Source organism: Streptomyces sp. NBC_01077 (genome assembly GCF_045162855.1).
In the GTDB taxonomy this organism is placed as follows: domain Bacteria; phylum Actinomycetota; class Actinomycetes; order Streptomycetales; family Streptomycetaceae; genus Streptomyces.
On sequence record NZ_CP108669.1, the window covers coordinates 6,780,217 to 6,804,711 of the forward strand.

Consider the following 24,495-nt stretch of genomic DNA (forward strand, 5'->3'; position numbering starts at 1 on the left):
TGAGGGGCCAGGTGGGAAACACTCACGCCGGCAGAGCCGACTGAACCACTACGTCGGCACAGCCGACTGAACACTCAAGCCGGCACCGCCGGGCATGCAAAGGGGCGCTTCGGCGTCCCTTCTTTCCTTCACCCGCCGTTCCCCTCGTGTCTCACCCCTCCTCATCCGAGGATCTGCCCTACACCTTCGCGGGTGAAACGCGCAGGCCCCGGTAGAGTCCCCGGCGTGCACCTCAAGGCCCTGACCCTCCGCGGATTCAAGTCGTTCGCCTCGGCCACCACGCTGCGGTTCGAACCCGGAATCACTTGTGTCGTGGGCCCCAACGGATCGGGCAAGTCCAATGTCGTGGACGCCCTGTCCTGGGTCATGGGCGAGCAGGGCGCCAAGTCGCTGCGCGGCGGCAAGATGGAGGACGTCATCTTCGCCGGCACGACCGGGCGCCCACCGCTCGGCCGTGCCGAGGTGTCCCTCACCATCGACAACTCCGACGGCGCGCTGCCCATCGACTACGCCGAGGTCACGCTCACCCGGATCATGTTCCGCGGCGGCAGCAGCGAGTACCAGATCAACGGCGACACCTGCCGGCTGCTCGACTTCCAGGATCTGCTCTCCGACTCCGGCATCGGACGCGAGATGCACGTCATCGTCGGCCAGGGGCAGCTCGACTCCGTGCTGCACGCCGACCCGATGGGCCGCCGCGCCTTCATCGAGGAGGCCGCCGGCGTCCTCAAGCACCGCAAGCGCAAGGAGAAGGCGCTGCGGAAGCTCGACGCGATGCAGGCCAACCTCGCGCGCGTGCAGGACCTCACCGACGAACTGCGCCGCCAGCTCAAGCCCCTCGGCCGGCAGGCCGCCGTCGCCCGCCGCGCCGTCGTCATCCAGGCCGACCTGCGTGACGCCCGGCTCCGGCTCCTCGCCGACGACCTCGTCCACCTCCAGCGGGCCCTCACCGCCGAGGTCGCCGACGAAGCGGCCCTGCTCGCCCGTAAGGAGGCCACCGAGAACGACCTCCGGGCAGCGCTCGCCCGCGAGGCCGCGCTCGAGGCCGAGGCACGCGCGCTCGTGCCCCGGCTGGAGCGCGCCCAGCAGACCTGGTACGCCCTCTCCCAGCTCGCCGAACGCGTCCGCGGCACCGTCTCCCTCGCCGACGCGCGCGTGAAGAGTGCCACCGCCGCGCCCGCCGAGGAACGCCGCGGCCGCGACCCGGAGGACCTGGAGCGCGAGGCGGCCCGTGTCCGTGAGCAGGAGGCCGAGCTGGAAGCCGCCCTGGAGGCGGCCGAACGCGCCCTGGAGGACACGGTCGCCCACCGCGCCGATCTCGAACAGGCGCTGGCCTCCGAGGAGCGCCGTCTCAAGGACCTGGCCCGCGCCCTCGCCGACCGGCGCGAGGGCCTCGCCCGCCTCCACGGCCAGGTCAACGCGGCCCGCTCGCGCGCCGCCTCCGCCCAGGCCGAGATCGACCGGCTCGCCGCCGCCCGCGACGAGGCGGGGGAGCGGGCGGTCACCGCCCAGGAGGAGTACGAGCAGCTCAAGGCGGAGGTCGACGGCCTCGACGCGGCGGACACCGAACACACCGAGCGGTACGAGGCCGCCCGCCGCGAACTGGCCGACGCGGACGCCGCGCTGAGCGCGGCCCGCGAGGCCGCTGCCACCGCCGAACGCCGCCGCGCCGCGACCCAGGCCCGGCACGAGACCCTCGCCCTCGGGCTGCGCCGCAAGGACGGCACGGGCGCGCTGCTCACCGCCGGACTCAGCGGACTCCTCGGCCCGGCGGCCGAACTCCTCACCGTCACTCCGGGATACGAGATCCCCGTCGCCGCCGCCCTCGGCGCCGCGGCCGACGCGGTCGCCGCCGGCGGACCCTCCGCCGCCGCCGAAGCCCTCCGCCTGCTGCGCAAGCAGGACGCCGGCCGCGCCTCCCTGCTCCTGACCGGGGCCCCGGAACCGGACCGCTCCGGTGAGGCCGGGCTCCCCGCTGCCGAGGGACACCCGTACGCCGCCGACCTCGTGCGGGGACCCGACGAACTCATGGGCTCCGTCCGCCGGTTGCTCGCCGGAGTCGTGGTCGTCGACGACCTGGACCAGGCCGTCGAACTGGTCAGGGCCCGGCCGGAGTCGACCGCCGTCACCCTCGAAGGGGACCTGCTCGGGGCGCACTTCGCGCAGGGTGGCTCCGCGGGCGCGCCGAGCCTCCTCGAAGTCCAGGCCTCGGTCGCCGAGGCCGCTGCCGAGCTCGACGAACTCGGCGTACGGTGCGAGGAGTTGGCGACCGCCAAGGGTGAGGGTGAGGAGCGGCGCCGTACCGCCGCCGCGCTCGTCGAGGAACTCGACGCCCGTCGCCGTACCGTCGAGCGTGAGAAGTCCGCCGTCGCCCAGCAGCTCGGGCGGCTCGCCGGCCAGGCCAGGGGAGCGGCGGGGGAGGCCGAGCGGACCGCGGCAGCCGCCGCCCGCGCCCAGGAGGCCCTGGAGAAGGCGACCGCCGAGGCGGAGGAGCTGGCCGAACGGCTCCTCGTGGCCCAGGAGACCTTCGGGAACGGAGGGGAGGACGGGGACGAGGAACCCGACACCGCCACCCGCGACCGGCTCGCCATCGACGGCTCCAACGCACGCCAGACCGAGATGGAGGCGCGCCTCCAGGTCCGTACCCACGAGGAGCGGGTCAAGGGGCTCGCCGGGCGGGCCGACTCGCTCGACCGGGCCGCCCGCGCCGAACGGGAGGCACGCGCGCGTGCCGAGCAGCGCCGGGCCCGGCTGCGCCACGAGGAGCGGGTCGCGGGCGCGGTCGCCGCCGGCGCCCGGAACCTCCTGGCCCACATCGAGGTCTCCCTCGTCCGCGCCGAGCGGGAGCGGGTGGCGGCCCAGGCGGCGCGGGCCGACCGGGAGGAGGGCCTGACGGCCGCCCGGACCCGGGGCCGGGACCTCAAGGCCGAACTCGACAAGCTGACCGACTCCGTGCACCGGGGCGAGGTCCTCGGCGCCGAGAAGCGGCTGCGGATCGAACAGCTGGAGTCGAAGGCCCTGGAGGAGTTCGGTGTGGAGGCGACCGCGCTGGTCGCCGAGTACGGCCCGGACCAGCTCGTCCCCCCGTCGCCGACCCCCGAGGTGGGCGACGGGACGACGTCACCGGAGACGGACGAGCCGCGCCCCTTCATCCGTTCGGAGCAGGAGAAACGCCTCAGGGCCGCCGAACGGGCGTACCACCAGCTCGGCAAGGTCAACCCGCTGGCCCTTGAGGAGTTCGCGGCACTGGAGGAGAGGCACCGCTTCCTCTCCGAGCAGCTGGAGGACCTGAAGAAGACCCGGACCGACCTGCTTCAGGTCGTGAAGGAGGTCGATCTGAGGGTCGAGCAGGTCTTCACCGAGGCGTACCGGGACACGGCCCGTGAGTTCGAGGGTGTCTTCTCGCGGCTCTTCCCGGGCGGCGAGGGCCGGCTGATCCTCACCGACCCCGACAACATGCTCACCACCGGCGTCGAGGTGGAGGCCCGCCCGCCCGGCAAGAAGGTCAAGCGGCTCTCGCTGCTCTCGGGTGGTGAGCGCTCGCTGACGGCCGTGGCGCTGCTGGTCTCGATCTTCAAGGCCCGGCCCAGCCCGTTCTACGTGATGGACGAGGTCGAGGCGGCGCTCGACGACACCAACCTCCAGCGGCTGATCCGGATCATGCAGGAGCTCCAGGAGTCCTCGCAGCTGATCGTGATCACCCACCAGAAGCGGACGATGGAGGTCGCGGACGCGCTGTACGGCGTGTCCATGCAGGGCGATGGTGTCTCGAAGGTGATCAGCCAGCGTCTGCGCTGAGGCGTTCATTCAAGTAGTGAACTCAACCCGCTCCATCACGCCTATAAAGTCACACGACATCGACTATTGACTTCGAAACTTGAAGGCATAGTCTCTGCAACGTTGCTTTTACCTTCACGTGGTGGGCGGCGTGATGTTGTGCGCCACTGGAAGGGCTTGCCCCCCACCGAGGAGTCCATGTGACCAACACCGCGCAGGCGCCCACGCCGCCGCCTTCTGAAGGCCGAGCCGCCCACCCGGACCACCTCGGCCACGTCATCTTCATCACGGCCTCCGCCGCGATGGGCGGTTTCCTCTTCGGATACGACAGCGCCGTCATCAACGGCGCCGTCGAGGCGATCCGCGACCGCTACGACATCGGCTCCGGCACGCTCGCCCAGGTCATCGCCATCGCCCTGATCGGCTGCGCCATCGGCGCCGCGACCGCGGGCCGGATCGCCGACCGCATCGGCCGCATCCGCTGCATGCAGATCTCCGCGACGCTCTTCGCCGTCAGCGCGGTGGGCTCCGCCCTGCCCTTCGCCCTCTGGGACCTCGCCTTCTGGCGCGTGATCGGCGGCTTCGCCATCGGCATGGCCTCGGTCATCGGCCCCGCGTACATCGCCGAGGTCGCCCCCGCCGCCTACCGCGGCCGCCTCGGCTCCTTCCAGCAGGCCGCGATCGTCATCGGCATCGCCATCTCCCAGCTGGTCAACTACGGCATCCTCCAGCTCGCCGACGGCGACCAGCGCGGCGAGATCGGCGGCCTGGAAGCCTGGCAGTGGATGCTCGGCGTGATGGTCGTCCCCGCCCTCCTCTACGGCACGCTGTCCTTCGCGATCCCCGAGTCCCCGCGCTTCCTCATCTCCGTCGGGAAGACCGTCCGGGCCAAGGAGGTCCTCGCCGAGGTCGAGGGCCACGGGGTCGACCTCGACCACCGTGTCGCCGAGATCGACCGGGCCATGCGCAGCGAGCACAAGTCCACCTTCAAGGACCTGCTCGTCGCCGGAACCAAGTTCAAGCTGCTGCCCATCGTCTGGGTCGGCATCGGGCTCTCGGTCTTCCAGCAGCTCGTCGGCATCAACGTCGCGTTCTACTACTCCTCGACGCTCTGGCAGTCCGTCGGCATCGACCCGTCGAGCTCGTTCTTCTACTCGTTCACCACGTCGATCATCAACATCATCGGCACCGTGATCGCGATGGTCCTGGTCGACCGCGTCGGCCGCAAGCCGCTCGCCCTCGTCGGCTCCGTCGGCATGGCGATCGCCCTCGCCGTCGAGGCCTGGGCCTTCTCCGCCGACCTCGTCGACGGCAAACTGCCCGAGACCCAGGGCGTCGTGGCGCTCGTCGCCGCCCATGTCTTCGTGCTCTTCTTCGCCCTCTCGTGGGGCGTGGTGGTCTGGGTCTTCCTCGGCGAGATGTTCCCGAACCGGATCCGCGCCGCCGCCCTCGGTGTCGCCGCCTCCGCCCAGTGGATCGCCAACTGGGCCATCACCGCCAGCTTCCCGTCCCTCGCGGACTGGAACCTCTCCGGCACCTACATGATCTACACGTTCTTCGCCGTGCTCTCGATTCCCTTCGTGCTCAGGTACGTCAAGGAGACCAAGGGCAAGGCGTTGGAGGAGATGGGCTAACCCCCGCTGCCCCTCTCCTCACCCACGGAACTGCCCCGGCCCGAGGCCTCACGCCTTGAGCCGGGGCAGTACGCCGTCACAGAACAGCCGCAGACTCCGCCACCCCTCCTCCAGCGGCATCCCACCGCACAGCGGATGCAGCACGAGGCTCTCCAGGCCGAGCGCCACGCACTCCTCCGGGGTGACGACCCGGTACACCCCCTCCGCGCGCAGCTCCGCCACCGTCGTCGCCGTCGACCGCACCGCCGAGCGGATGTCCTTCGACTGCCAGGAGGCGTACGTCCGCGCCTCGTGCAGGAAGTGCTCCCCGTACTCCGTCCAGGTCCGGTCCGGGTCCTCCGACAGATGCAGCAGCGGTGTCACCTCGGCCGGCATCATCGTCCAGCCCTCCGTGCCGTACTCCGCGCACCGGTCCCGGTAGTACGCCTCCAGCTCCGGCAGGTGCGCGCTGGGGAAGAACGGCAGTCCGAGCCGGGCCGCCCGCCGCGCCGCCGCCCGCGACGAACCCCCGACCAGGAGCATCGGATGCGGCTGGGTGAAGGGCCGCGGGGTGACCCGTACCGTACGGCCCTGATACGTGAACGGCTCCCCGGTCCAGGCCGTCAGCAGGGTCTCCAGGAGCAGGTCCTGGAGCTTTCCGCGCCGGCCCCAGTCGACCCCGCGCTCCTCGTACTCCTCCGGCCGGTAACCGATCCCCGCGACCGTCACCAGGCGTCCCCCGCTCAGCAGATCGAGGACCGCGATGTCCTCGGCGAGCCGCAGCGGGTCGTGCAGCGGGCCGATGATCGCCGAGACCGTGACCGCGATCCGCTCCGTCGCGCCGAAGACCGCTCCCGCGAAGGCGAAGGGGGAGGGCAGCCAGTTGTTGGCGACGCCGTGGTGCTCCTCGGTCTGGACCGTGTCGACCCCGTGCGCGTCGGCGTGCGCGGCCATCTCGACGGCGGCCCGGTAGCGGGCCGCGAGGGAGACGGGGGTCGCCCGCGGGTCGACGAGGTTGAACCGTACGACTGTGAAGGGCATGGGAAGTCCCCCTCCGCTCGTGGGATCCGGCGAAGGGGGACGCTATCTGACGTAGCGTCAGATGGAAACGGTCTCGCGCACCTCGGCGGGCTCCACCGAAGCCTTCTCGGGAGTACGCGGAAGCACGGCGTACAGCACGCCCGCCACCACGATCGTCGCCGCCCAGCCGAGGCCGTTCTCGCCGATCCAGGAGGAGGCGAGGGGACCGGAGAACCAGTCGACCTTGGTGAAGAGCAGCCCCGCGAGCAGCGCCACCGCCCACGCCGTCATCGCCTGCCAGGCGAAACCGCCCCGGTACCAGTACGCGCTGGTCCGGGTGGTGTCCATCAGCGCCACCGCGTCGTACGACCGGCGCCGCAGCATGTCCACGCCGAAGACACCGATCCAGGCCGAGAACGCCACCGCGAGCAGGGTCAGGAACGAGATGAACGAGCCGATGAAGCTGGTCGCCACCACCATGAGCAGGAAGCCGAAGATCAGGCTGATCACCGCGTTCACGCTGACCGCCGCCGCACGGGGCACCTTGATGCCCAGCGTCTGCGCCGTGAACCCGGCCGAGTACATCGACATCGAGTTGATCAGCAGCATTCCGAGCAGGGCGATCACCAGGTACGGCACGGAGATCCACATCGGCAGGAGCTCACCGATGAAGGAGACCGGGTCCTGCGCCGAGGCCAGGTCCGGCGTCGACACCGCCATCACGGCACCCATCAGGACCATCGGCAGGACCACGATCCCGGCACCGCCGACCGTCGAGCCGACCATCGCCTTCGAGGAGGCCGTACGGGGCAGATACCGGGTGAAGTCGGGGCCCGAGGGGACCCAGCTGATGCCGCCGGCCGCGATCGTGCCGATGCCCGCGATCATCATCGCCGTCGAACCGGCCGGCTTGTCGAAGACCGCCGACCAGTCGGTATTCGCCACCAGATAGACCAGGACCAGCACCGAGAAGGCGCCGAAGAGGTACGTGGACCACTTGCTGCAGACCCGCAGCGCGTTGATCCCGAGCCCCGAGACGAGGAAGGTGCAGGTGACGAAGAGGAGCAGCGTCACCACGATGAGGAACGTGTTCGACTTCACATCGAGGAGCAGATCGAGAACGGTCAGCACCGCGTAGGCGCCGGTGACCGCGTTGATGGTCTCCCAGCCCCACCGGGCCACCCAGATCAGCGCTCCGGGAAAAAGGTTTCCGCGCTGACCGAACACGGCTCGCGACAGCGCCATCCCGGGCGCGCCACCCCGCTTGCCCGCGATCGAGATCAGACCGACGATCCCGTACGAGAGGACCGGCGCGGCGATCGCCACGGCGAGGACCTGCCAGAAGTTCAGACCGTTGAAGACGATCAGGCCGGCGCCCATCGTGAGCAGCAGCACACTGATGTTGGCCGCGACCCAGGTCGGGAAGAGCTCGCGGACCCGGCCGGTCCGCTCGGCGTCGGGGACGGGTTCGAGACCGCGGGTCTCCATGGCGCCGTCGTGCGTCGCGCCTGCAGCTTCGGAGGCGTCGTGGGGCATGGGGGTACTCCGTACAGATGTGGGGGGACCCACCCAGCGTACGTGCTCCATCTCCGGTCGCTTCTTGGCCGATACTGGTCCCGTTATGGAACTCATCCTTGCTGTAGTCATCGCTCTGGTCGTCGCGGTCGCCGTGACGAGCGGGCTCGTGATCAGCGGCCGCAAGAAGAAGCAGCTGCCGCCGGCCGAGCCGCCGTCCACCACGCCGACCATCACCGCTCCGCCCGCCGAACCGCATGTCGGCGAGGAGGCGGAGACGCCGCGGGAGGAACCACGCCGCACGGTCGAGGAGGTCGAACTCCCCGCCGAGGCGGCCCCCGAGGCCCCGGTCGCCGAGGAGCCCGAGGCCCCCGCGGCCCCCGAGATCGAGATCCCGGAACCCACCGCGGGCCGTCTCGTACGGCTCAGGGCCCGCCTCGCCCGCTCGCAGAACTCGCTCGGCAAGGGGCTGCTCACGCTCCTGTCCCGCGAGCACCTCGACGAGGACACCTGGGAGGAGATCGAGGAGACCCTTCTCACGGCCGATGTCGGCGTCGCTCCCACCCAGGAGCTCGTCGAGCGGCTGCGCGAGCGGGTCCGGGTGCTCGGCACCCGCACCCCGGAGGAGCTGCGCACTCTGCTCCGCGAGGAGCTCGTCGCCCTCCTCGGCCCCGACCTCGACCGCACGGTGCACACCGAGAGCCCCTCGGACGTCCCGGGCGTGGTCATGGTCGTCGGCGTCAACGGCACCGGCAAGACCACCACCACCGGCAAGCTGGCCCGCGTCCTCGTCGCCGACGGCAAGTCCGTCGTCCTCGGCGCGGCCGACACCTTCCGTGCCGCCGCCGCCGACCAGCTCCAGACCTGGGGCGAGCGCGTCGGCGCCAGGACCGTCCGCGGTCCGGAGGGCGGCGACCCCGCGTCGATCGCCTTCGACGCGGTCAAGGAGGGCATCGCTGAGGGCGCCGACGTCGTCCTCATCGACACCGCCGGCCGGCTCCACACCAAGACCGGCCTCATGGACGAGCTCGGCAAGGTCAAGCGCGTCGTCGAGAAGCACGGCCCGCTCGACGAGATCCTGCTCGTCCTCGACGCGACCACCGGCCAGAACGGCCTGATCCAGGCCCGCGTGTTCGCCGAGGTCGTCGACATCACCGGCATCGTGCTCACCAAGCTCGACGGCACCGCCAAGGGCGGCATCGTCGTCGCCGTCCAGCGCGAGCTGGGCGTCCCGGTCAAGCTCGTCGGCCTGGGCGAGGGCCCGGACGACCTGGCTCCCTTCGAGCCGGGCGCCTTCGTCGACGCCCTGATCGGCGACTGACGCCAGGCACGACATGCGGAAGGGCCCTCGGCACCAGGTGGCGAGGGCCCTTCCGCGTACCAGGCTCAGAAGTGCGTGCGGTGGCAGATGTACGCCAGCGTCCCCAGCAGCAGCCGCGCCTGCGGCGGCGCGCCCGCCGTGTCGAGCGTCGGGGGCCGCAGCCAGCGCACCGGACCGAGCCCGCCCAGGTCCGACGGGGGAGCCGTGACGAAGGAACCGGGCCCCAGACAGTGCAGGTCCAGATCGGCGTCGTCCCAGCCCATCCGGTAGAGCAGCTGCGGCAGCTCCGCCGCCGCCCCGGGCGCCACGAAGAACCGCGCCCGGCCGGTGGGCGTCGCGCAGACCGGGCCCAGCGGCAGCCCCATGCGCTCCAGACGGACGAGCGCCCGGCGGCCCGCGGCCTCCGCGACCTCGATCACGTCGAAGGCCTTGCCCACCGGCAGCAGCAGCGCCGCGCCGGGGTACTCCGACCACGTCTTGGTCGCGTCGTCGAGGGCGGCGCCGGCCGGGACCGGTTCGGCGAAGGAGAGGGGGTGGGCGCCCGGGGCCGTACACGCCGCGTCCCCGCAGGAGCACTGCCCGGAGACGGCCCGTGCTCCGGGCACCACGTCCCAGCCCCACAGTCCTGTGTACTCGGCCACCGCTGTGCACTCCGTGGTGCGTACGCGGCGGCGTGCGCCGGACCGCATCTCACGAATGCCGCCGATCGTGAAACCCATGCCCCCTCCAACGGGTCGAGCGCGCCGGTGGTTACGACCCGGAGCACCGTCGTCACCCTTCGTCACGGTCCGTCGCCGGGTGTGGCGTGCGGTCGTGTGCGGGGTGGTGCGAGCCGGTGCGCGCGCCTCTCCGCGCATCCGTCCGCCGACTCCGGTTCGTCGCATGTCAAGTGAATCGCGTTCCACGGGCGGCGAGTTCATTCGAAGGGGTGGCGAATGGTGGCGTTTCTTGAATCGCCCTCGTGGAGGGGTGATCGTAGGATTACTTTCGGTACTCGAAGCCCCGGGGTCGCTTGCGCACGCGGGTATGCCGGAGGCAACCCGGTTTCCAGTTCGAAGGAGTACGAACTCCGGACGGGTGCCGCGAGACGCGGCATTCTGGTAGGGGTTCACATGACAGGCAATCAGGTGGATGGGGGCGTTCCAGTGGGCGGCAACGGCGCAGACGGTACGACTGCCGGCAAGCGCCCGAACGAGCAGCTGGGCTCGTGGTTCGTGCGCAGCGGCTGGTCCAAGGGCGAACTCGCGCGCCAGGTGAACCGCCGGGCGCGCCAGATGGGCGCGCACCACATCTCCACCGACACCTCGCGCGTACGCCGCTGGCTCGACGGCGAGCAGCCGCGCGAACCCATCCCGCGCATCCTCGCCGAGCTGTTCTCCGAGCGCTTCGGCTCCGTCGTCGCCGTCGAGGACCTCGGCCTGCGCACCGCCCACCAGTCGCCCTCCGTCTCCGGAGTCGACCTGCCCTGGGCCGGACCGCAGACGGTCGACCTGCTCAGCGAGTTCTCCCGCAGCGACCTCATGCTCGCCCGCCGCGGCTTCCTCGGCTCCTCCCTGTCGCTCGCCGCGGGACCCGCCCTCATCGAACCGATGCAGCGCTGGCTCGTCCCCACCCCCGCCGGCGACATCGAGCGCCCCGACCCGCTCGCCGACGCCCGCCGCCCCAACCGGCTCTCCGAGATCGAACTCGACCTCCTCGAATCCACCACCGCCATGTTCCGCAAGTGGGACGCCCAGTGCGGCGGCGGACTGCGCCGCAAGGCCGTCGTCGGCCAGCTCCACGAGGTCACCGACCTCCTCCAGGAGCCCCAGCCCGCCGCCACCGCCAAGCGCCTCTTCACCTGCGCCGCCGAACTCGCCGAGCTCGCCGGCTGGATGAGCTACGACGTGGGCCTCCAGCCCACCGCCCAGAAGTACTTCGTGCTCGCCCTGCACGCCGCCAAGGAAGCCGGCGACAAGCCCCTCGGCTCGTACATCCTGTCCTCCATGAGCCGCCAGATGATCCACCTCGGCCGGCCCGACGACGCCCTCGAACTCATCCACCTCGCCCAGTACGGCAGCCGGGACTGCGCCACCTCGCGCACCCAGGCCATGCTGTATGCGATGGAGGCCCGCGCCTACGCCAACATGGGCCAGCCCTCCAAGTGCAAGCGGGCCGTCCGGATGGCCGAGGACACCTTCGCCGACGTCGGCCTCGACGGCGAGCCCGAACCCGACTGGATCGGCTTCTTCTCCGAGGCCGAACTCAACGGCGAGAACTCCCACTCCTACCGCGACCTCGCCTATGTCGCCGGGCGCTCCCCGACGTACGCCTCGCTCGCCGAGCCCGTCATGGAGCGGGCCGTCGAGCTCTTCGAGAAGGACCCCGACCACCAGCGGTCGTACGCGCTCAACCTCATCGGCATGGCCACCGTCCACCTCCTCAAGCGCGAGCCCGAGCAGTCCGTCGTCCTCGCCGAGAAGGCCCTCGGAGTCGCCCGCAGCATCCGCTCCGAGCGGGTCAACACCCGACTCCGCAAGACCGTCGACCACGCCGCCCGCAACTACAGCGACGTCACCGAGGTCGTCCACCTCACCGACCGGCTGACCCAGCTGCTTCCCGAGGCCGCCGAAGCGGTCTGACCCCACCAGGCGCCCACGCGCCCTTGCACTCCGGCCGCGCCGGACGTCCCGTACTGCCCGACTCGGCTCCCCCGCCGCAAGGTCACACGGACGCCAGGCGCGGCCGGTTTCCGTGTCCCACGGGCGCCGGACCGAGCCGGATTCTCGTTGCGCCAGGGGCGTGGGACCCCAGCCGGTTCTCGTGTCCACAGGCGCGGGCCCCAGCCCGTTTTCCGTGTGCCACGGACCCCGGGCCCCAGCCCGTTCTTCCTGTGCGGAGGATACGGGCGTTACCTCGTCGTGACACGGCCGTTCACGGTCGCGTAACACGCCCCACCCCTTCGTCACCGCTCCGAAACATCGAGCGGCATCGGCGGAAACCGCGCTGCGCCAACCTCTGGCCCATAACCGGCCACCCCTCACGGCCGAACCGCTCTCCGGCCCCGCCCCCGCACAGGCCGCATTCGACGACGAGGAGACGCCGATGGCACCAGCCATCACGACCCTGGCAGCAGACGCCCCCGAGCTGTCTGCCGCCAACACCGGGTTCATGCTCATCTGCTCCGCCCTGGTCATGCTGATGACCCCGGCACTCGCCTTCTTCTACGGAGGCATGGTCCGCGTCAAGTCCACCCTCAACATGCTGATGATGAGCTTCATCAGCCTCGGGATCGTCACGATCCTCTGGGTGCTCTTCGGCTTCAGCCTCGCGTTCGGCACCGACGTGGGCTCGATCATCGGCTGGTCCTCCGACTACGTCGGCCTCAGCGGCATCGGCGTCACCGAACTGTGGGACGGCTACACCATCCCGGTGTACGTCTTCGCCGTCTTCCAGCTGATGTTCGCCATCCTCACCCCGGCCCTGATCAGCGGCGCCCTCGCCGACCGCGTCAAGTTCACCGCCTGGGCCCTCTTCATCACCCTCTGGGTCACCGTCGTCTACTTCCCCGTCGCCCACTGGGTCTGGGGCGCCGGCGGCTGGCTCTTCGAGATGGGCGTCATCGACTTCGCCGGCGGTACGGCGGTCCACATCAACGCCGGTGCCGCGGCCCTCGGCGTCATCCTCGTCATCGGCAAGCGCGTCGGCTTCAAGAAGGACCCGATGCGCCCGCACAGCCTCCCGCTCGTGATGCTCGGCGCCGGTCTCCTCTGGTTCGGCTGGTTCGGCTTCAACGCCGGCTCCTGGCTCGGCAACGACGACGGCGTCGGCGCCGTCATGTTCGTCAACACCCAGGTCGCCACCGCCGCCGCCATGCTCGCCTGGCTCGCGTACGAGAAGGTCCGCCACGGCTCCTTCACCACCCTGGGCGCCGCCTCCGGCGCCGTCGCCGGCCTCGTCGCCATCACCCCGTCCGGCGGCGCCGTCAGCCCCCTCGGCGCGATCGCCATCGGCGTCATCGCCGGCCTCCTCTGCGCCATGGCCGTCGGCCTCAAGTACAAGTTCGGCTACGACGACTCCCTCGACGTCATCGGCGTCCACCTCGTCGGCGGTGTCCTCGGCTCCCTCCTCGTCGGCCTCTTCGCCACCGGCGGCGTCCAGTCCGACGCCAAGGGCCTCTTCTACGGCGGCGGCCTCGACCAGCTCGGCAAGCAGGCCGTCGGAGTCTTCGCCGTCCTCGCCTACTCTCTGATCGCCTCCGCGATCCTCGCGCTGATCATCGACAAGACGATGGGCATGAGGGTCAGCGAGGACGACGAGGTCTCCGGCATCGACCAGGTCGAGCACGCCGAGACCGCGTACGACTTCAGCGGAGCCGGCGGCGGCGCGTCCTCGCGCTCCACCGCCGCCCCCGCCCCGGCCGTCACGGAGAACAAGAAGGTGGACGCATGAAGCTCATCACCGCGGTCGTGAAGCCGCACCGGCTCGACGAGATCAAGGAGGCCCTCCAGGCATTCGGCGTCCACGGCCTCACCGTCACCGAGGCCAGCGGCTACGGCCGCCAGCGCGGCCACACCGAGGTCTACCGGGGCGCCGAGTACACCGTCGACCTGGTCCCCAAGATCCGCATCGAGGTCCTCGTCGAGGACGAGGACGCCGAACAGCTCATCGACGTCGTCGTGAAGGCCGCCCGAACCGGCAAGATCGGAGACGGCAAGGTGTGGAGCGTGCCGGTCGAGACCGCCGTACGCGTCCGCACCGGCGAACGCGGTCCGGACGCCCTGTAGACAGCGGTCCGGACGCACCGTAAGCAACGAAGGAGCCGCCGGGTGACGAGCCTCGAAGTCAGCGAAGAGACCGAAGATTCGGGACCCGGCGGTTACGCGGCGGCCCGGCTGCTCCTCCTCCACGAGAAGGAGCGGTCCGGGCCGCCGCGCCGTGCCGCCCTCGCCCGGCTCACCGACGACTGGCTGGCCGCCCTCTTCGCCGCCGCCGCGCCACCCCGCGGGGTCGCCCTCGTCGCCGTCGGCGGCTACGGCCGCGCCGAACTCTCCCCCCGCAGCGACCTCGACCTCCTCCTGCTCCACGACGGCAGCGCCGACAAGGCCGCGATCGCCGCCCTCGCCGACCGGATCTGGTACCCCGTCTGGGACCTCGGGCTCGCCCTCGACCACTCCGTCCGCACCCCCGCCGAGGCCCGCGCCACCGCCACCGACGACCTCAAGGTCCACCTCGGCCTCCTCGACGCCCGGCCCCTCGCCGGAGACCACGGACTCGTCGCCGCCCTGCGCACCACCGTCCTCGCCGACTGGCGCAACCAGGCCCCCAGGCGACTCCCCGAACTCGACGAACTCTGCCGCGAACGCGCCGAACGCATGGGCGAGCTGCAGTTCCTCCTCGAACCCGACCTCAAGGAGGCCAGAGGCGGCCTCCGCGACGCCCAGGTCCTCCGCGCCGTCGCCGCCTCCTGGCTCGCCGACGCCCCCCGCGAAGGCCTCGACGGCGCCCGCCGCCGCCTCCTCGACGCCCGCGACGCCCTCCACCTCACCACCGGCCGCGCCACCGACCGGCTCGCCCTCCAGGAACAGGACGCCGTCGCCGCCGAGCTCGGCCTCCTCGACGCCGACACCCTGCTCCGCGAGGTGTACGAGGCCGCCCGGACCATCTCGTACGCCACCGACGTCACCTGGCGCGAGGTCAACCGCGTCCTCAAGGCCCGCTCCGCCCGGCCCCGCCTGCGCGCCCTCCTCGGCGGCCGGGGCGCCTCCGGCCGCCCCGGCGCCGGAAAACCGCCCGCCGAACGCACCCCGCTCGCCGAAGGCGTCGTCGAGATGGACGGCGAGGTCGTCCTCGCCCGCACCGCCCGCCCCGAACGCGACCCCGTCCTGCCCCTGCGGGCCGCCGCCGCGGCCGCCCAGTCCGCCCTGCCGATCTCCCTGCACGCCGTACGCCGCCTCGCCGCCACCGCCAAACCCCTCCCCGTGCCCTGGCCCGCCGAAGCCCGCGAGGAACTCGTCACCCTGCTCGGCGCCGGCGAGGCCACCGTCCCTGTCTGGGAAGCCCTCGAAGCCGAAGGGATCGTCACCCAGCTGCTCCCCGACTGGGAACGCGTCCGCTGCCGCCCCCAGCGCAACCCCGTCCACACCTGGACCGTCGACCGCCACCTCGTCGAGACCGCCGTCCGCGCCTCCTCCCTCACCCGCCGCGTCGGCCGCCCCGACCTCCTCCTCGTCGCCGCCCTCCTCCACGACATCGGCAAGGGCTGGCCCGGCGACCACTCCGTCGCCGGCGAGACCATCGCCCGCGACCTCGCCACCCGCATCGGCTTCGACCGCACCGACGTGGCCACCATCGCCACCGCAGTCCGCCACCACCTGCTCCTCGTCGAGACCGCCACCCGCCGCGACCTCGACGACCCCGCCACCGTCCGCTCCGTCGCCACCGCCGTCGGCACCGTCGGCACCCTGGAACTCCTGCACGCCCTCACCGAGGCCGACGCCCTCGCCACCGGACCCGCCGCCTGGTCCTCCTGGCGCGCCTCACTCGTCGCCGACCTGGTCAAACGGGTCGCGGGCGTCCTCGCGGGGGAGACCCCCACCGACCCCGCGGCCGCCGCCCCCAGCGCCGAACAGGAACGGCTCGCCATCGAGGCCCTGCGCACCGGCGAACCCGTCCTCGCCCTGCACACCGAACTGGTCGTGGCGGAACCCGAGGAACCCGAGCCCGTCGGCGTCGAACTCGTCATCGCCCTGCCCGACCAGCCCGGCGTCCTCCCCGCCGTCGCCGGCGTCCTCGCCCTGCACCGGCTCACCGTCCGCGCCGCCGACCTCCGCGCCGTCGACCTCCCCCTCGACCTCGGCACCGGCTCGGGACCCGTCCTCGTCCTCGACTGGCGGGTCGCCGCCGAATACGGCTCCCTCCCCGAGGCCGCCCGGCTCCGCGCCGACCTCGTCCGCGCCCTCGACGGCTCCCTCGACATCCCCGCCCGCCTCGCCGAACGCGAGGCCGCCTACCCGCGCCGGCGCGGCCTCACCGCCCCACCGCCCCGCGTCACCGTCGCCGCAGCCGACTCCCGCCTCGCCACCGTCATCGAAGTCCGCGCCCAGGACGCCCCCGGCCTCCTCCACCGCATCGGCCGCGCCCTGGAAGGGGCGACGGTACGGGTGAGGAGCGCCCATGTGTCGACACTCGGCGCGAACGCGGTCGACACCCTGTACGTGACCCGCCCCGACGGCTCCCTGCTGCCGGACGAGGAGGCGATCGACCTGGCCCGGACGCTGGAGTCGGCGCTCCGCTGACCCACGGGGGAATCCAGCCGAACCCGGCCGGACACCCCCGGACCGAACCGCTCCCGCGCGCCGGATTCGGCGGGCGGGGGCACACACTTCGAGCGGCCCGATACCCTGGAGGGCAATCCGACCGCCCCCGACACCGAGGATCCGCGACCGCCGTGTTCGATACCCTCTCCGACCGCCTTGCAGCGACCTTCAAGAACCTCCGCGGCAAGGGCCGTCTGTCCGAGGCGGACATCGACGCCACCGCGCGCGAAATCCGTATCGCGCTGCTCGAAGCGGATGTCGCCCTGCCGGTCGTCCGGTCCTTCATCAAGCAGGTCAAGGAGCGCGCCACCGGGATCGAGGTCTCCCAGGCCCTGAACCCGGCCCAGCAGGTCATCAAGATCGTCAACGAGGAGCTCGTCGGCATCCTCGGTGGTGAGACCCGCCGCCTGCGGTTCGCCAAGACCGCCCCCACCGTGATCATGCTCGCCGGTCTCCAGGGCGCCGGTAAGACCACCCTCGCCGGAAAGCTCGGTCTCTGGCTCAAGGGCCAGGGGCACTCCCCGCTGCTCGTCGCCTGCGACCTCCAGCGCCCCAACGCCGTCACCCAGCTCGGCGTCGTCGCCGAGCGCGCGGGCGTGGCGTTCTACGGCCCGCAGCCGGGCAACGGCGTCGGAGACCCGGTCCAGGTCGCCAAGGACTCCATCGAGTTCGCGCGGACCAAGATGTACGACGTCGTCATCGTCGACACCGCCGGCCGCCTCGGCATCGACCAGGAGCTGATGCAGCAGGCCGCGGACATCCGCGACGCCGTCAGCCCCGACGAGGTCCTCTTCGTCGTCGACGCCATGATCGGTCAGGACGCGGTCAACACCGCCGAGGCCTTCCGCGACGGCGTCGGCTTCGACGGCGTCGTGCTCTCCAAGCTCGACGGTGACGCCCGCGGTGGTGCCGCGCTCTCCATCGCGCACGTCACCGGCAAGCAGATCATGTTCGCCTCCAACGGCGAGAAGCTGGACGAGTTCGACGCGTTCCACCCGGACCGCATGGCGTCCCGCATCCTCGGCATGGGCGACATGCTCTCCCTCATCGAGAAGGCTCAGCAGACCTTCGACGAGGAAGAGGCCGCCAAGATGGCCTCGAAGCTCGCGTCGAAGAAGGGCGAGGAGTTCACGCTCGACGACTTCCTGGCGCAGATGGAGCAGGTCCGCAAGATGGGCTCCATCTCGAAGCTGCTCGGCATGCTTCCCGGCATGGGCCAGATGAAGGAGCAGATCGCCAACATCGACGAGAAGGATGTCGACCGTACGGCCGCCATCATCAAGTCGATGACCCCGGGCGAGCGCCACGACCCGACCATCATCAACGGCTCCCGCCGCGCCCGTATCGCCAAGGGCTCCGGCGTCGAGGTCAGCGCGGTCAAGGGCCTCGTCGAGCGGTTCTTCGAGGCCCGCAAGATGATGTCCCGCATGGCCCAGGGCGGCGGCCTCCCCGGCATGCCGGGCATGCCCGGCATGGGCGGCGGCCCCGGCCGGCAGAAGAAGCAGATCAAGCAGGCCAAGGGCAAGCGCAAGAGCGGCAACCCGATGAAGCGGAAGGCCGAGGAGCAGGCCGCCGCCGAGAAGCGCGACCAGGCACAGCAGGGCGGCGCCTTCGGTCTCCCGGCCCCGGGGCAGACCCCGAAGGACTTCGAGCTCCCGGAGGAGTTCAAGAAGTTCATGGGCTGACACCCATCAGACGGTGAAAAGGGGCCCGGGGCGGTGCGAAACCGCCCCGGGCCCCTTCTCACCCCTGCGGACCGCCCGCGATGCCGGGTTCGTACCGCTCTTCGATACTGGGGCCACAGCCGCCCCGAGGAGAGCCACGTGGCCAACCCCGTACCCCCGCGCGACCGGACCGACCAGCCCTGGCGCTCGGAAGGGGCTCCGCCGCCCTCGTCGCCGAAGAAGAAGATGCCGGGGGGCTGGGGCGGTCTCATCCTCACCGCGCTCGTCGTGTACCTGCTCGCCAACATCGTCCTGTCGTTCTTCAACGAGGGCGACGGGCCGACGATCTCGTACACCGAGTTCGACAAACAGGTCGCCGCCGGGAACGTCACCAAGATCTACTCCAAGGGCGACGCGATCCAGGGCCAGCTCAAGGACAAGCAGCCCGTCCCCGACGGCGACGGCGACTACACCAAGTTCACCACCCAGCGCCCCGCCTTCGCCGACGACGACCTGTGGGCGCAGCTGACCAAGCAGAACGTCACCGTCACCGCCGAACCGGTCGTCCAGGAGCGCAGCTTCCTCGCCAACCTCCTCATCTCGCTGGCCCCGATGCTGCTCCTCGTCGTCCTGTGGGTGTTCATCGCCCGCCGCATGCGCTCCGGCATGGGCGGCGCAGGCGGCATGCTCGGCCGCAAGGCCCCGCCCAAACCCGTCGAGCTGGAGGCCGGCGCCAAGCGCACCACCTTCGAGGACGTCGCCGGCATCGACGAGGTCGAGGGCGAACTCAACGACGTCGTCGACTTCCTCAAGAACCCGCAGGCCTACCGCGAGATGGGCGCCAAGATGCCCCGCGGTGTGCTCCTCGCCGGCCCGCCCGGCACCGGAAAGACCCTGCTCGCCCGTGCCGTCGCCGGCGAGGCCGGAGTGCCGTTCTTCTCCGCCTCCGCGTCCGAGTTCATCGAGATGATCGTCGGCGTCGGCGCCTCCCGGGTACGCGAGCTGTTCGCCGAGGCCCGCAAGGTCGCCCCCGCGATCATCTTCATCGACGAGATCGACACCATCGGCCGGGCCCGGGGCGGCGGCTCCGGCATGGGCGGTCACGACGAACGCGAACAGACCCTCAACCAGATCCTCACCGAGATGGACGGCTTCACCGGCTCCGAAGGAGTCATCGTCCTCGCCGCCACCAACCGCGCCGACGTCCTCGACCCCGCCCTCACCCGGCCCGGCCGCTTCGACCGGATCGTGCACGTCAACCCGCCCGACCGGGGCGGCCGCGAGGCCATCCTCAAGATCCACACCCGGGAGATCCCGCTCGCCAAGGACGTCGACCTGGAGCACGTGGCCCGCACGACCCCCGGCATGACCGGCGCCGAACTCGCCAACCTCGCCAACGAGGCCGCCCTCCTCGCCGTCAAACGCGAGCAGAAGGCCGTCACCCAGTCCGACCTCTCCGACGCCCTGGAGAAGGTCCAGCTCGGCGCGGAACGCCCGCTCGTGATGCCCGCCGACGAGCGGCGCCGCACCGCGTACCACGAGAGCGGCCACGCCCTCCTCGGCATGCTCCAGCCCGGCGCCGACCCGGTCCGCAAGATCACCATCGTGCCCCGCGGCCGTGCCCTCGGCGTCACCCTCTCCACCCCCGACGCCGACCGGTACGCCTACACCGAGGACTACCTGCGCGGCCGGATCATCGGCGCCCTCGGCGGCATGGCCGCCGAACAGGTCGTGTTCGGCGTCGTCACCACCGGCGCCGAGAGCGACCTGGAACAGGTCACCAACATCGCCCGGGGCATGGCGGGCCGCTGGGGCATGAGCGAGCTCGTCGGCCGCCTCACCGCCATCCCCAGCGACGCCCAGCAGGCGTACGGCCTCTCGGCGGCCCCCGCGACCCTCGACACCGTGGACGCGGAGATGCGCCGCATCGTCGACGAGTGCTACGAGAGCGCCGTACGCCAGCTCCGCGAGCACCGGGGCCAGCTCGACGCGCTGGCCGCCGCGCTCCTGGAGAACGAGACCCTGGAGGAGGCGGCGGCCTACCGCGCGGCGGGCATCACGCGCGCGGGCAAGGAGGACTGAGCCTGCCGCGCGGGCGAGGAGGACTGAGCCCCGCCGCGTGGGCGAGGAGGACTCGGCCCGCCTCGTGGGTAGGGAGGGCCGATCCCGCCGGAGGGGCGTCGAACAGGTGTCGAACGCTTCAGGACACCCGGGCGATCACGTACCGGAAGACGTTCGGCATCCACACCGTGCCGTCCGCGCGCACGTGCGGCGCGAGCGCCTCCGCGATCTCCTTCTCCACCTGGGAGAGGTCCGTCGCCCGGACCGCCTCGTCGAACGCGCCCGTCGACAGCAGCCCGCGCACCGCGCTGCCCTCGTTCGCGTACCCGAAGGGACAGGCCACCCGCCCCGAACCGGCCGGCCGCAGCCCTGCCCCGGCCATCAGTCCCTCCAGGTCCGTCCGGAGGCCCGGCCGGCGGTCCGTGAGCCGGGCCGCGACCCGCAGCACCGCCTCCGTGCAACACCGCTCCGGCGGTCCCCAGCCGGCGAGCACGACCGTCGCGCCCGGTTGGGCCGTACGAGTGAGCGCCGCCAGCTCGGGCAGGAGCGCGTCCGTCGTGTGAAAGGCCGTGATCACGTCGTACGTGTCACCCGGCGGCTCCTCCGTGACCGTGACGCCCTCGGGGAGCCGCTCCCTGGCCAGCTCCACGCGCGCGTGGTCCCGGTCCACGCCGGCCACCCGGGCGCCCCGCGCCGCCGCCATGAGAAGCGCCAGGCCGGAGCCGCAGCGGAGGCCCAGGACCCGGGTCCCGGCGCCCACGCCGAGGCGGTCGTACACCGCCTCGTAGAGCGGGGCGAGCATCCGTTCCTGGATCTCGGCCCAGTCACGCGCGGGGTGGTGCGGGACGAGCGTAGGTGTCATGGAAAAGTGCCCCAATCCGTGCTCGGACGACAGCCCCCCGTAGTCAGGGAACTGCGCATCCCGGGCCGCGTCCAGTGCTCGCACCACACCGATTCGTCCAGGAGAGAACCGACCCGGTAAGGTCCCTGCCACGCTTCCCGGTCCGCTCCGGGACCGTTCCCCCCAGGGGCGCACGGGCCACGGCTGCACGCCGGGGCGTATGCGCCACTACGCACCAGCTTGACGCCCCCTGCGTGGCTTCTCCGCAGATCGGCGCACTGGCCCTCGTCCCGACACATCAACGGCAACTGACGGGTACGTGCAAAATATTTGGGATGCCCCGGAATGGAACCCGGGAGCGGTTCGGCTCGTTGTACGCGACGTGAGCACGACACCACCTGTTCTCGCCGCAGAGCTGGCACAGGCGTGGGCCGACATTCAGCGGCACCACCCCGAGCTGCCCGATCTTGCCGCGCCCGAGTCCCTGATCGGAGAGTCCTCGTCCGCCTGCGGCGCCGAGCTCTCCTTCGAACGACTGCTCCACGAAGCAGTCCACGGCATCGCCGCCGCCCGGGGTGTCCGCGACACCTCCCGCGCCGGCCGCTACCACAACCGCAGATTCCTCGCGATCGCCGAGGAGATGGGCCTCGACCACCCCGAGGAGCCACACGCCAGCAGCGGCTTCTCCCTGGTCACGCTCAACCCCGAGGCGAGGCGGCGCTACCGCCCCACCATCGAGCGGCTCCAGCGCGCCCTCAAGGCCCACACGGTGGCCACGGCAGCCGACACCAAGCGCTCCTTCCGCGGACCGGCCGCCCGGCACGGCTCCTCGGGCGGAGGCGTTCGCGTCAAGGCCGTCTGCGACTGCGGACGGAACGTACGCGTGGTGCCCTCGGTCCTCGCCCAGGCCCCGATCGTCTGTGGCGGCTGCGGCAAGCCCTTCCGCATTCCGGAGACCGTGGGCGCCGCGAGCTGAGCTCGCGGTGTGTGGCACAATGGCTAGCTGTACTCGACAGTCGCACAGGACCCCTCTCTCCTCCGGCTGACGCGTCCATCGGGCATCCGAGTACCGCAACCCCACGTGGCATCTCAAAGTGCCCAACCACGTCAAGACCAGGAGACACCACTCCAGTGGCAGTCAAGATCAAGCTCAAGCGCCTCGGCAAGATCCGCCAGCCCCACTACCGCATCGTCGTCGCCGACTCCCGCACCCGTCGGGACGGTCGCGCGATCGAGGAGATCGGCCTCTACCACCCGACGTACAACCCGTCGCGTATCGAGGTCGACTCCGAGCGTGCGCAGTACTGGCTGTCTGTCGGCGCCCAGCCGACCGAGCCCGTTCTCGCCATCCTGAAGCTCACCGGCGACTGGCAGAAGGCCAAGGGCCTCCCGGCCCCCGAGAAGGCCCTGCTCGTCCCGGCGACCAAGGAAGCCAAGCGCGCCTCGTTCGACGAGTTCGCGAAGGCCCTCGAGGGCGACGAGGCCAAGGGTGAGGCCATCACCCCGAAGGCCAAGAAGGCCGACAAGAAGGCGGACGAGGCCGAGGCCGCGTCCACCGAGTCGACCGAGGCCTGATCATGCTCGAGGAGGCTCTCGAGCACCTCGTGAAGGGCATCGTCGACAACCCCGACGACGTGCAGGTCGCCTCGCGCACCCTGCGTCGTGGCCGCGTGCTGGAGGTCCGGGTCCACCCCGACGACCTCGGCAAGGTGATCGGCCGCAACGGCCGCACCGCGCGTGCGCTGCGTACCGTCGTGGGCGCCATCGGCGGCCGTGGCATCCGGGTCGACCTCGTCGACGTGGACCAGGTCCGCTGAGCAGGCCGGCAGCATCACCTTAGTTGTGCCGGCACGGGCCGGGGAGGGCTTACGAGCCCACCCCGGCCCGTTGTCGTTTGTGTCGTACGAGCTGTGTGACAGGAGAGTGTGGAGCAGTGCAGTTGGTAGTCGCGCGGATCGGCCGCGCCCACGGGATCAAGGGCGAGGTCACCGTCGAGGTGCGCACGGACGAGCCCGAACTCAGGCTCGGCCCCGGTGCCGTACTGCTCACCGACCCGGCCTCCGCCGGGCCGCTGACCATCGAGACCGGCCGGGTGCACAGCGGCCGGCTGTTGCTGCGCTTCGAGGGCGTCCGCGACCGCAACGGCGCCGAAGCCCTGCGCAACATCCTCCTCATCTCCGAGGTCGACCCGACGGAGATGCCCGAGGAGGAGGACGAGTACTACGACCACCAGCTCATGGACCTGGACGTGGTCCTCGCCGACGGCACCGAGATCGGCCGCATCACGGAGATCTCCCACCTGCCGTCCCAGGACCTCTTCATCGTCGAGTGCCCCGACGGCACCGAGCTGATGATCCCGTTCGTCGAGTCGATCGTCACCGAGATCGACCTGGAGGAGCAGCGGGCCGTCATCGACCCGCCGCCCGGCCTGATCGACGACCGCGCGGAGATCGTCTCTTCCCGCGACGAGTCCGACGAGTCCGACGAGGGCTCGGGCGAAGAGTCCGGCGCGAAGTCCGGTGAGGACCAGGCATGAGGCTCGACGTCGTCACGATCTTCCCCGAGTACCTCGAACCGCTGAACGTCTCCCTGGTCGGCAAGGCACGCGCGCGCGGACAGCTCGACGTCCACGTCCACGACCTGCGGGACTGGACGTACGACCGGCACAACACCGTCGACGACACCCCGTACGGCGGCGGCCCCGGCATGGTCATGAAGACCGACCCCTGGGGCGACGCCCTCGACCAGACGCTCGCCGACGGCTACGAGGGCGGCGCCCACGGCCCCGTCCTCGTCGTCCCCACCCCCAGCGGCCGCCCCTTCACCCAGGAGCTGGCCGTCGAGCTCTCCGAGCGGCCCTGGCTGATCTTCACCCCGGCCCGCTACGAGGGCATCGACCGCCGCGTCATGGACGAGTACGCGACCCGGATGCCCGTCTACGAGGTCTCCATCGGCGACTACGTCCTGGCCGGCGGCGAGGCCGCCGTCCTCGTCGTCACCGAGGCCGTCGCCCGCCTCCTGCCCGGCGTCCTCGGCAACGCCGAGTCCCACCGGGACGACTCCTTCGCGCCCGGCGCCATGGCCAACCTCCTGGAAGGCCCCGTCTACACCAAGCCCCCCGAGTGGCGCGGCCGGGGCATCCCCGACGTCCTCCTCAGCGGGCACCACGGCAAGATCGCCCGCTGGCGACGCGACGAGGCCTTCCGCCGCACCGCCGCCCACCGGCCCGATCTCATCGAGCGCTGCGACCCGGCGGCCTTCGACAAGAAGGACCGCGAGATCCTCTCCATGATGGGATGGGCGCCCGAGCCCGGCGGCCGATTTTGGCGCAGGCTCGACGACGTGGAAGAATAGGCCGCTGTCGTCCGTCCGGCGCGCGCCCCTG

At 71.4% G+C, this 24,495-nt stretch carries 18 protein-coding genes; 14 read left to right on the forward strand and 4 right to left on the reverse strand.

Annotated features, from left to right (window positions below):
• Positions 1-225: 225 nt before the first annotated feature.
• Both smc and OG462_RS30850 read left to right on the forward strand, forming a co-directional pair.
• Complete coding sequence (smc, locus tag OG462_RS30845; RefSeq protein ID WP_406062583.1) at positions 226-3,798, forward strand: chromosome segregation protein SMC; 3,573 nt, start codon at positions 226-228, stop codon at positions 3,796-3,798.
• 179 nt (positions 3,799-3,977) lie between these two features.
• Complete coding sequence (locus tag OG462_RS30850) at positions 3,978-5,411, forward strand: sugar porter family MFS transporter (RefSeq protein ID WP_406062585.1); 1,434 nt, start codon at positions 3,978-3,980, stop codon at positions 5,409-5,411.
• A gap of 48 nt (positions 5,412-5,459) precedes the next feature.
• Here OG462_RS30850 and OG462_RS30855 read toward each other — a convergent pair whose 3' ends face one another.
• Both OG462_RS30855 and OG462_RS30860 read right to left on the reverse strand, forming a co-directional pair.
• Positions 5,460-6,431: an LLM class flavin-dependent oxidoreductase gene (locus OG462_RS30855; protein WP_406062586.1), complete on the reverse strand. Its 972-nt coding sequence runs from the start codon at positions 6,429-6,431 to the stop codon at positions 5,460-5,462.
• A 57-nt stretch (positions 6,432-6,488) separates the two neighbouring features.
• Complete coding sequence (locus OG462_RS30860) at positions 6,489-7,946, reverse strand: cytosine permease (RefSeq protein WP_406062588.1); 1,458 nt, start codon at positions 7,944-7,946, stop codon at positions 6,489-6,491.
• Positions 7,947-8,031: 85 nt separating this feature from the next.
• Between OG462_RS30860 and ftsY the strand changes: the two genes are divergently transcribed.
• Positions 8,032-9,246: a signal recognition particle-docking protein FtsY gene (gene ftsY, locus OG462_RS30865; RefSeq protein WP_406062589.1), complete on the forward strand. Its 1,215-nt coding sequence runs from the start codon at positions 8,032-8,034 to the stop codon at positions 9,244-9,246.
• Positions 9,247-9,311: 65 nt separating this feature from the next.
• On the opposite strand, the gene OG462_RS30870 is transcribed toward ftsY, so the two are convergent.
• A complete protein-coding gene (locus tag OG462_RS30870; protein WP_406062591.1) occupies positions 9,312-9,965 on the reverse strand; it encodes a bifunctional DNA primase/polymerase in 654 nt (217 codons plus the stop codon).
• 426 nt (positions 9,966-10,391) lie between these two features.
• Here OG462_RS30870 and OG462_RS30875 point away from each other — a divergent pair, with 426 nt between their 5' ends.
• The 6 genes from OG462_RS30875 (at position 10,392) to ftsH (ending at position 20,290) form a co-directional block, all read left to right on the forward strand.
• Positions 10,392-11,867 (forward strand): hypothetical protein, encoded by a 1,476-nt coding sequence (locus tag OG462_RS30875; RefSeq protein WP_406066796.1) that lies wholly within the window; start codon positions 10,392-10,394, stop codon positions 11,865-11,867.
• A gap of 463 nt (positions 11,868-12,330) precedes the next feature.
• Positions 12,331-13,677, forward strand: a complete 1,347-nt coding sequence (locus OG462_RS30880) for an ammonium transporter (RefSeq protein ID WP_406062593.1) — start codon at positions 12,331-12,333, stop codon at positions 13,675-13,677.
• Complete coding sequence (locus OG462_RS30885) at positions 13,674-14,012, forward strand: P-II family nitrogen regulator (RefSeq protein ID WP_015036464.1); 339 nt, start codon at positions 13,674-13,676, stop codon at positions 14,010-14,012. The genes OG462_RS30880 and OG462_RS30885 overlap by 4 nt, the downstream gene beginning before the upstream one ends.
• Before the next feature lie 42 nt (positions 14,013-14,054).
• Positions 14,055-16,523: a [protein-PII] uridylyltransferase gene (locus OG462_RS30890; RefSeq protein ID WP_406062595.1), complete on the forward strand. Its 2,469-nt coding sequence runs from the start codon at positions 14,055-14,057 to the stop codon at positions 16,521-16,523.
• Between the two features lie 152 nt (positions 16,524-16,675).
• A complete protein-coding gene (gene ffh / locus OG462_RS30895) occupies positions 16,676-18,229 on the forward strand; it encodes a signal recognition particle protein (RefSeq protein WP_406062596.1) in 1,554 nt (517 codons plus the stop codon).
• Positions 18,230-18,367: 138 nt separating this feature from the next.
• A complete protein-coding gene (ftsH, locus tag OG462_RS30900; protein WP_406062598.1) occupies positions 18,368-20,290 on the forward strand; it encodes an ATP-dependent zinc metalloprotease FtsH in 1,923 nt (640 codons plus the stop codon).
• A 118-nt stretch (positions 20,291-20,408) separates the two neighbouring features.
• Here the strand turns inward: ftsH and OG462_RS30905 are convergent, their stop codons facing one another.
• Positions 20,409-21,131 carry a class I SAM-dependent methyltransferase gene (locus OG462_RS30905; protein ID WP_406062600.1) on the reverse strand — a complete coding sequence of 241 codons (723 nt, stop codon included), beginning with the start codon at positions 21,129-21,131 and terminating at the stop codon, positions 20,409-20,411.
• 361 nt (positions 21,132-21,492) lie between these two features.
• Between OG462_RS30905 and OG462_RS30910 the strand changes: the two genes are divergently transcribed.
• The 5 genes from OG462_RS30910 to trmD all read left to right on the forward strand — a co-directional run bounded on the left by OG462_RS30910 (position 21,493) and on the right by trmD (position 24,464).
• Positions 21,493-22,086 carry a hypothetical protein gene (locus tag OG462_RS30910; RefSeq protein ID WP_024755886.1) on the forward strand — a complete coding sequence of 198 codons (594 nt, stop codon included), beginning with the start codon at positions 21,493-21,495 and terminating at the stop codon, positions 22,084-22,086.
• 155 nt (positions 22,087-22,241) lie between these two features.
• The gene (gene rpsP / locus OG462_RS30915; RefSeq protein ID WP_187623038.1) at positions 22,242-22,685 is read left to right on the forward strand and encodes a 30S ribosomal protein S16; all 444 of its coding nucleotides are present in this window, start codon (positions 22,242-22,244) and stop codon (positions 22,683-22,685) included.
• 2 nt (positions 22,686-22,687) lie between these two features.
• Positions 22,688-22,927, forward strand: a complete 240-nt coding sequence (locus OG462_RS30920; protein ID WP_003980229.1) for an RNA-binding protein — start codon at positions 22,688-22,690, stop codon at positions 22,925-22,927.
• 116 nt (positions 22,928-23,043) lie between these two features.
• The gene (rimM, locus tag OG462_RS30925) at positions 23,044-23,646 is read left to right on the forward strand and encodes a ribosome maturation factor RimM (protein WP_406062603.1); all 603 of its coding nucleotides are present in this window, start codon (positions 23,044-23,046) and stop codon (positions 23,644-23,646) included.
• The gene (gene trmD, locus OG462_RS30930) at positions 23,643-24,464 is read left to right on the forward strand and encodes a tRNA (guanosine(37)-N1)-methyltransferase TrmD (RefSeq protein ID WP_015036472.1); all 822 of its coding nucleotides are present in this window, start codon (positions 23,643-23,645) and stop codon (positions 24,462-24,464) included. Before rimM ends, trmD begins: the two co-directional genes overlap by 4 nt.
• Positions 24,465-24,495 lie beyond the last annotated feature (31 nt).

What these genes read in the sequence shown, in the direction of transcription:
- OG462_RS30880 (WP_406062593.1), top strand. Translation starts at nt 12,331, where the DNA reads ATGGCACCAGCCATCACGACCCTGGCAGCAGACGCCCCCGAGCTGTCT.
- ftsY (WP_406062589.1), top strand. Translation starts at nt 8,032, where the DNA reads ATGGAACTCATCCTTGCTGTAGTCATCGCTCTGGTCGTCGCGGTCGCC.
- OG462_RS30885 (WP_015036464.1), top strand. Translation starts at nt 13,674, where the DNA reads ATGAAGCTCATCACCGCGGTCGTGAAGCCGCACCGGCTCGACGAGATC.
- OG462_RS30870 (WP_406062591.1), bottom strand. Translation starts at nt 9,965, where the DNA reads ATGGGTTTCACGATCGGCGGCATTCGTGAGATGCGGTCCGGCGCACGC.
- OG462_RS30920 (WP_003980229.1), top strand. Translation starts at nt 22,688, where the DNA reads ATGCTCGAGGAGGCTCTCGAGCACCTCGTGAAGGGCATCGTCGACAAC.
- OG462_RS30855 (WP_406062586.1), bottom strand. Translation starts at nt 6,431, where the DNA reads ATGCCCTTCACAGTCGTACGGTTCAACCTCGTCGACCCGCGGGCGACC.
- trmD (WP_015036472.1), top strand. Translation starts at nt 23,643, where the DNA reads ATGAGGCTCGACGTCGTCACGATCTTCCCCGAGTACCTCGAACCGCTG.
- OG462_RS30860 (WP_406062588.1), bottom strand. Translation starts at nt 7,946, where the DNA reads ATGCCCCACGACGCCTCCGAAGCTGCAGGCGCGACGCACGACGGCGCC.
- OG462_RS30905 (WP_406062600.1), bottom strand. Translation starts at nt 21,131, where the DNA reads ATGACACCTACGCTCGTCCCGCACCACCCCGCGCGTGACTGGGCCGAG.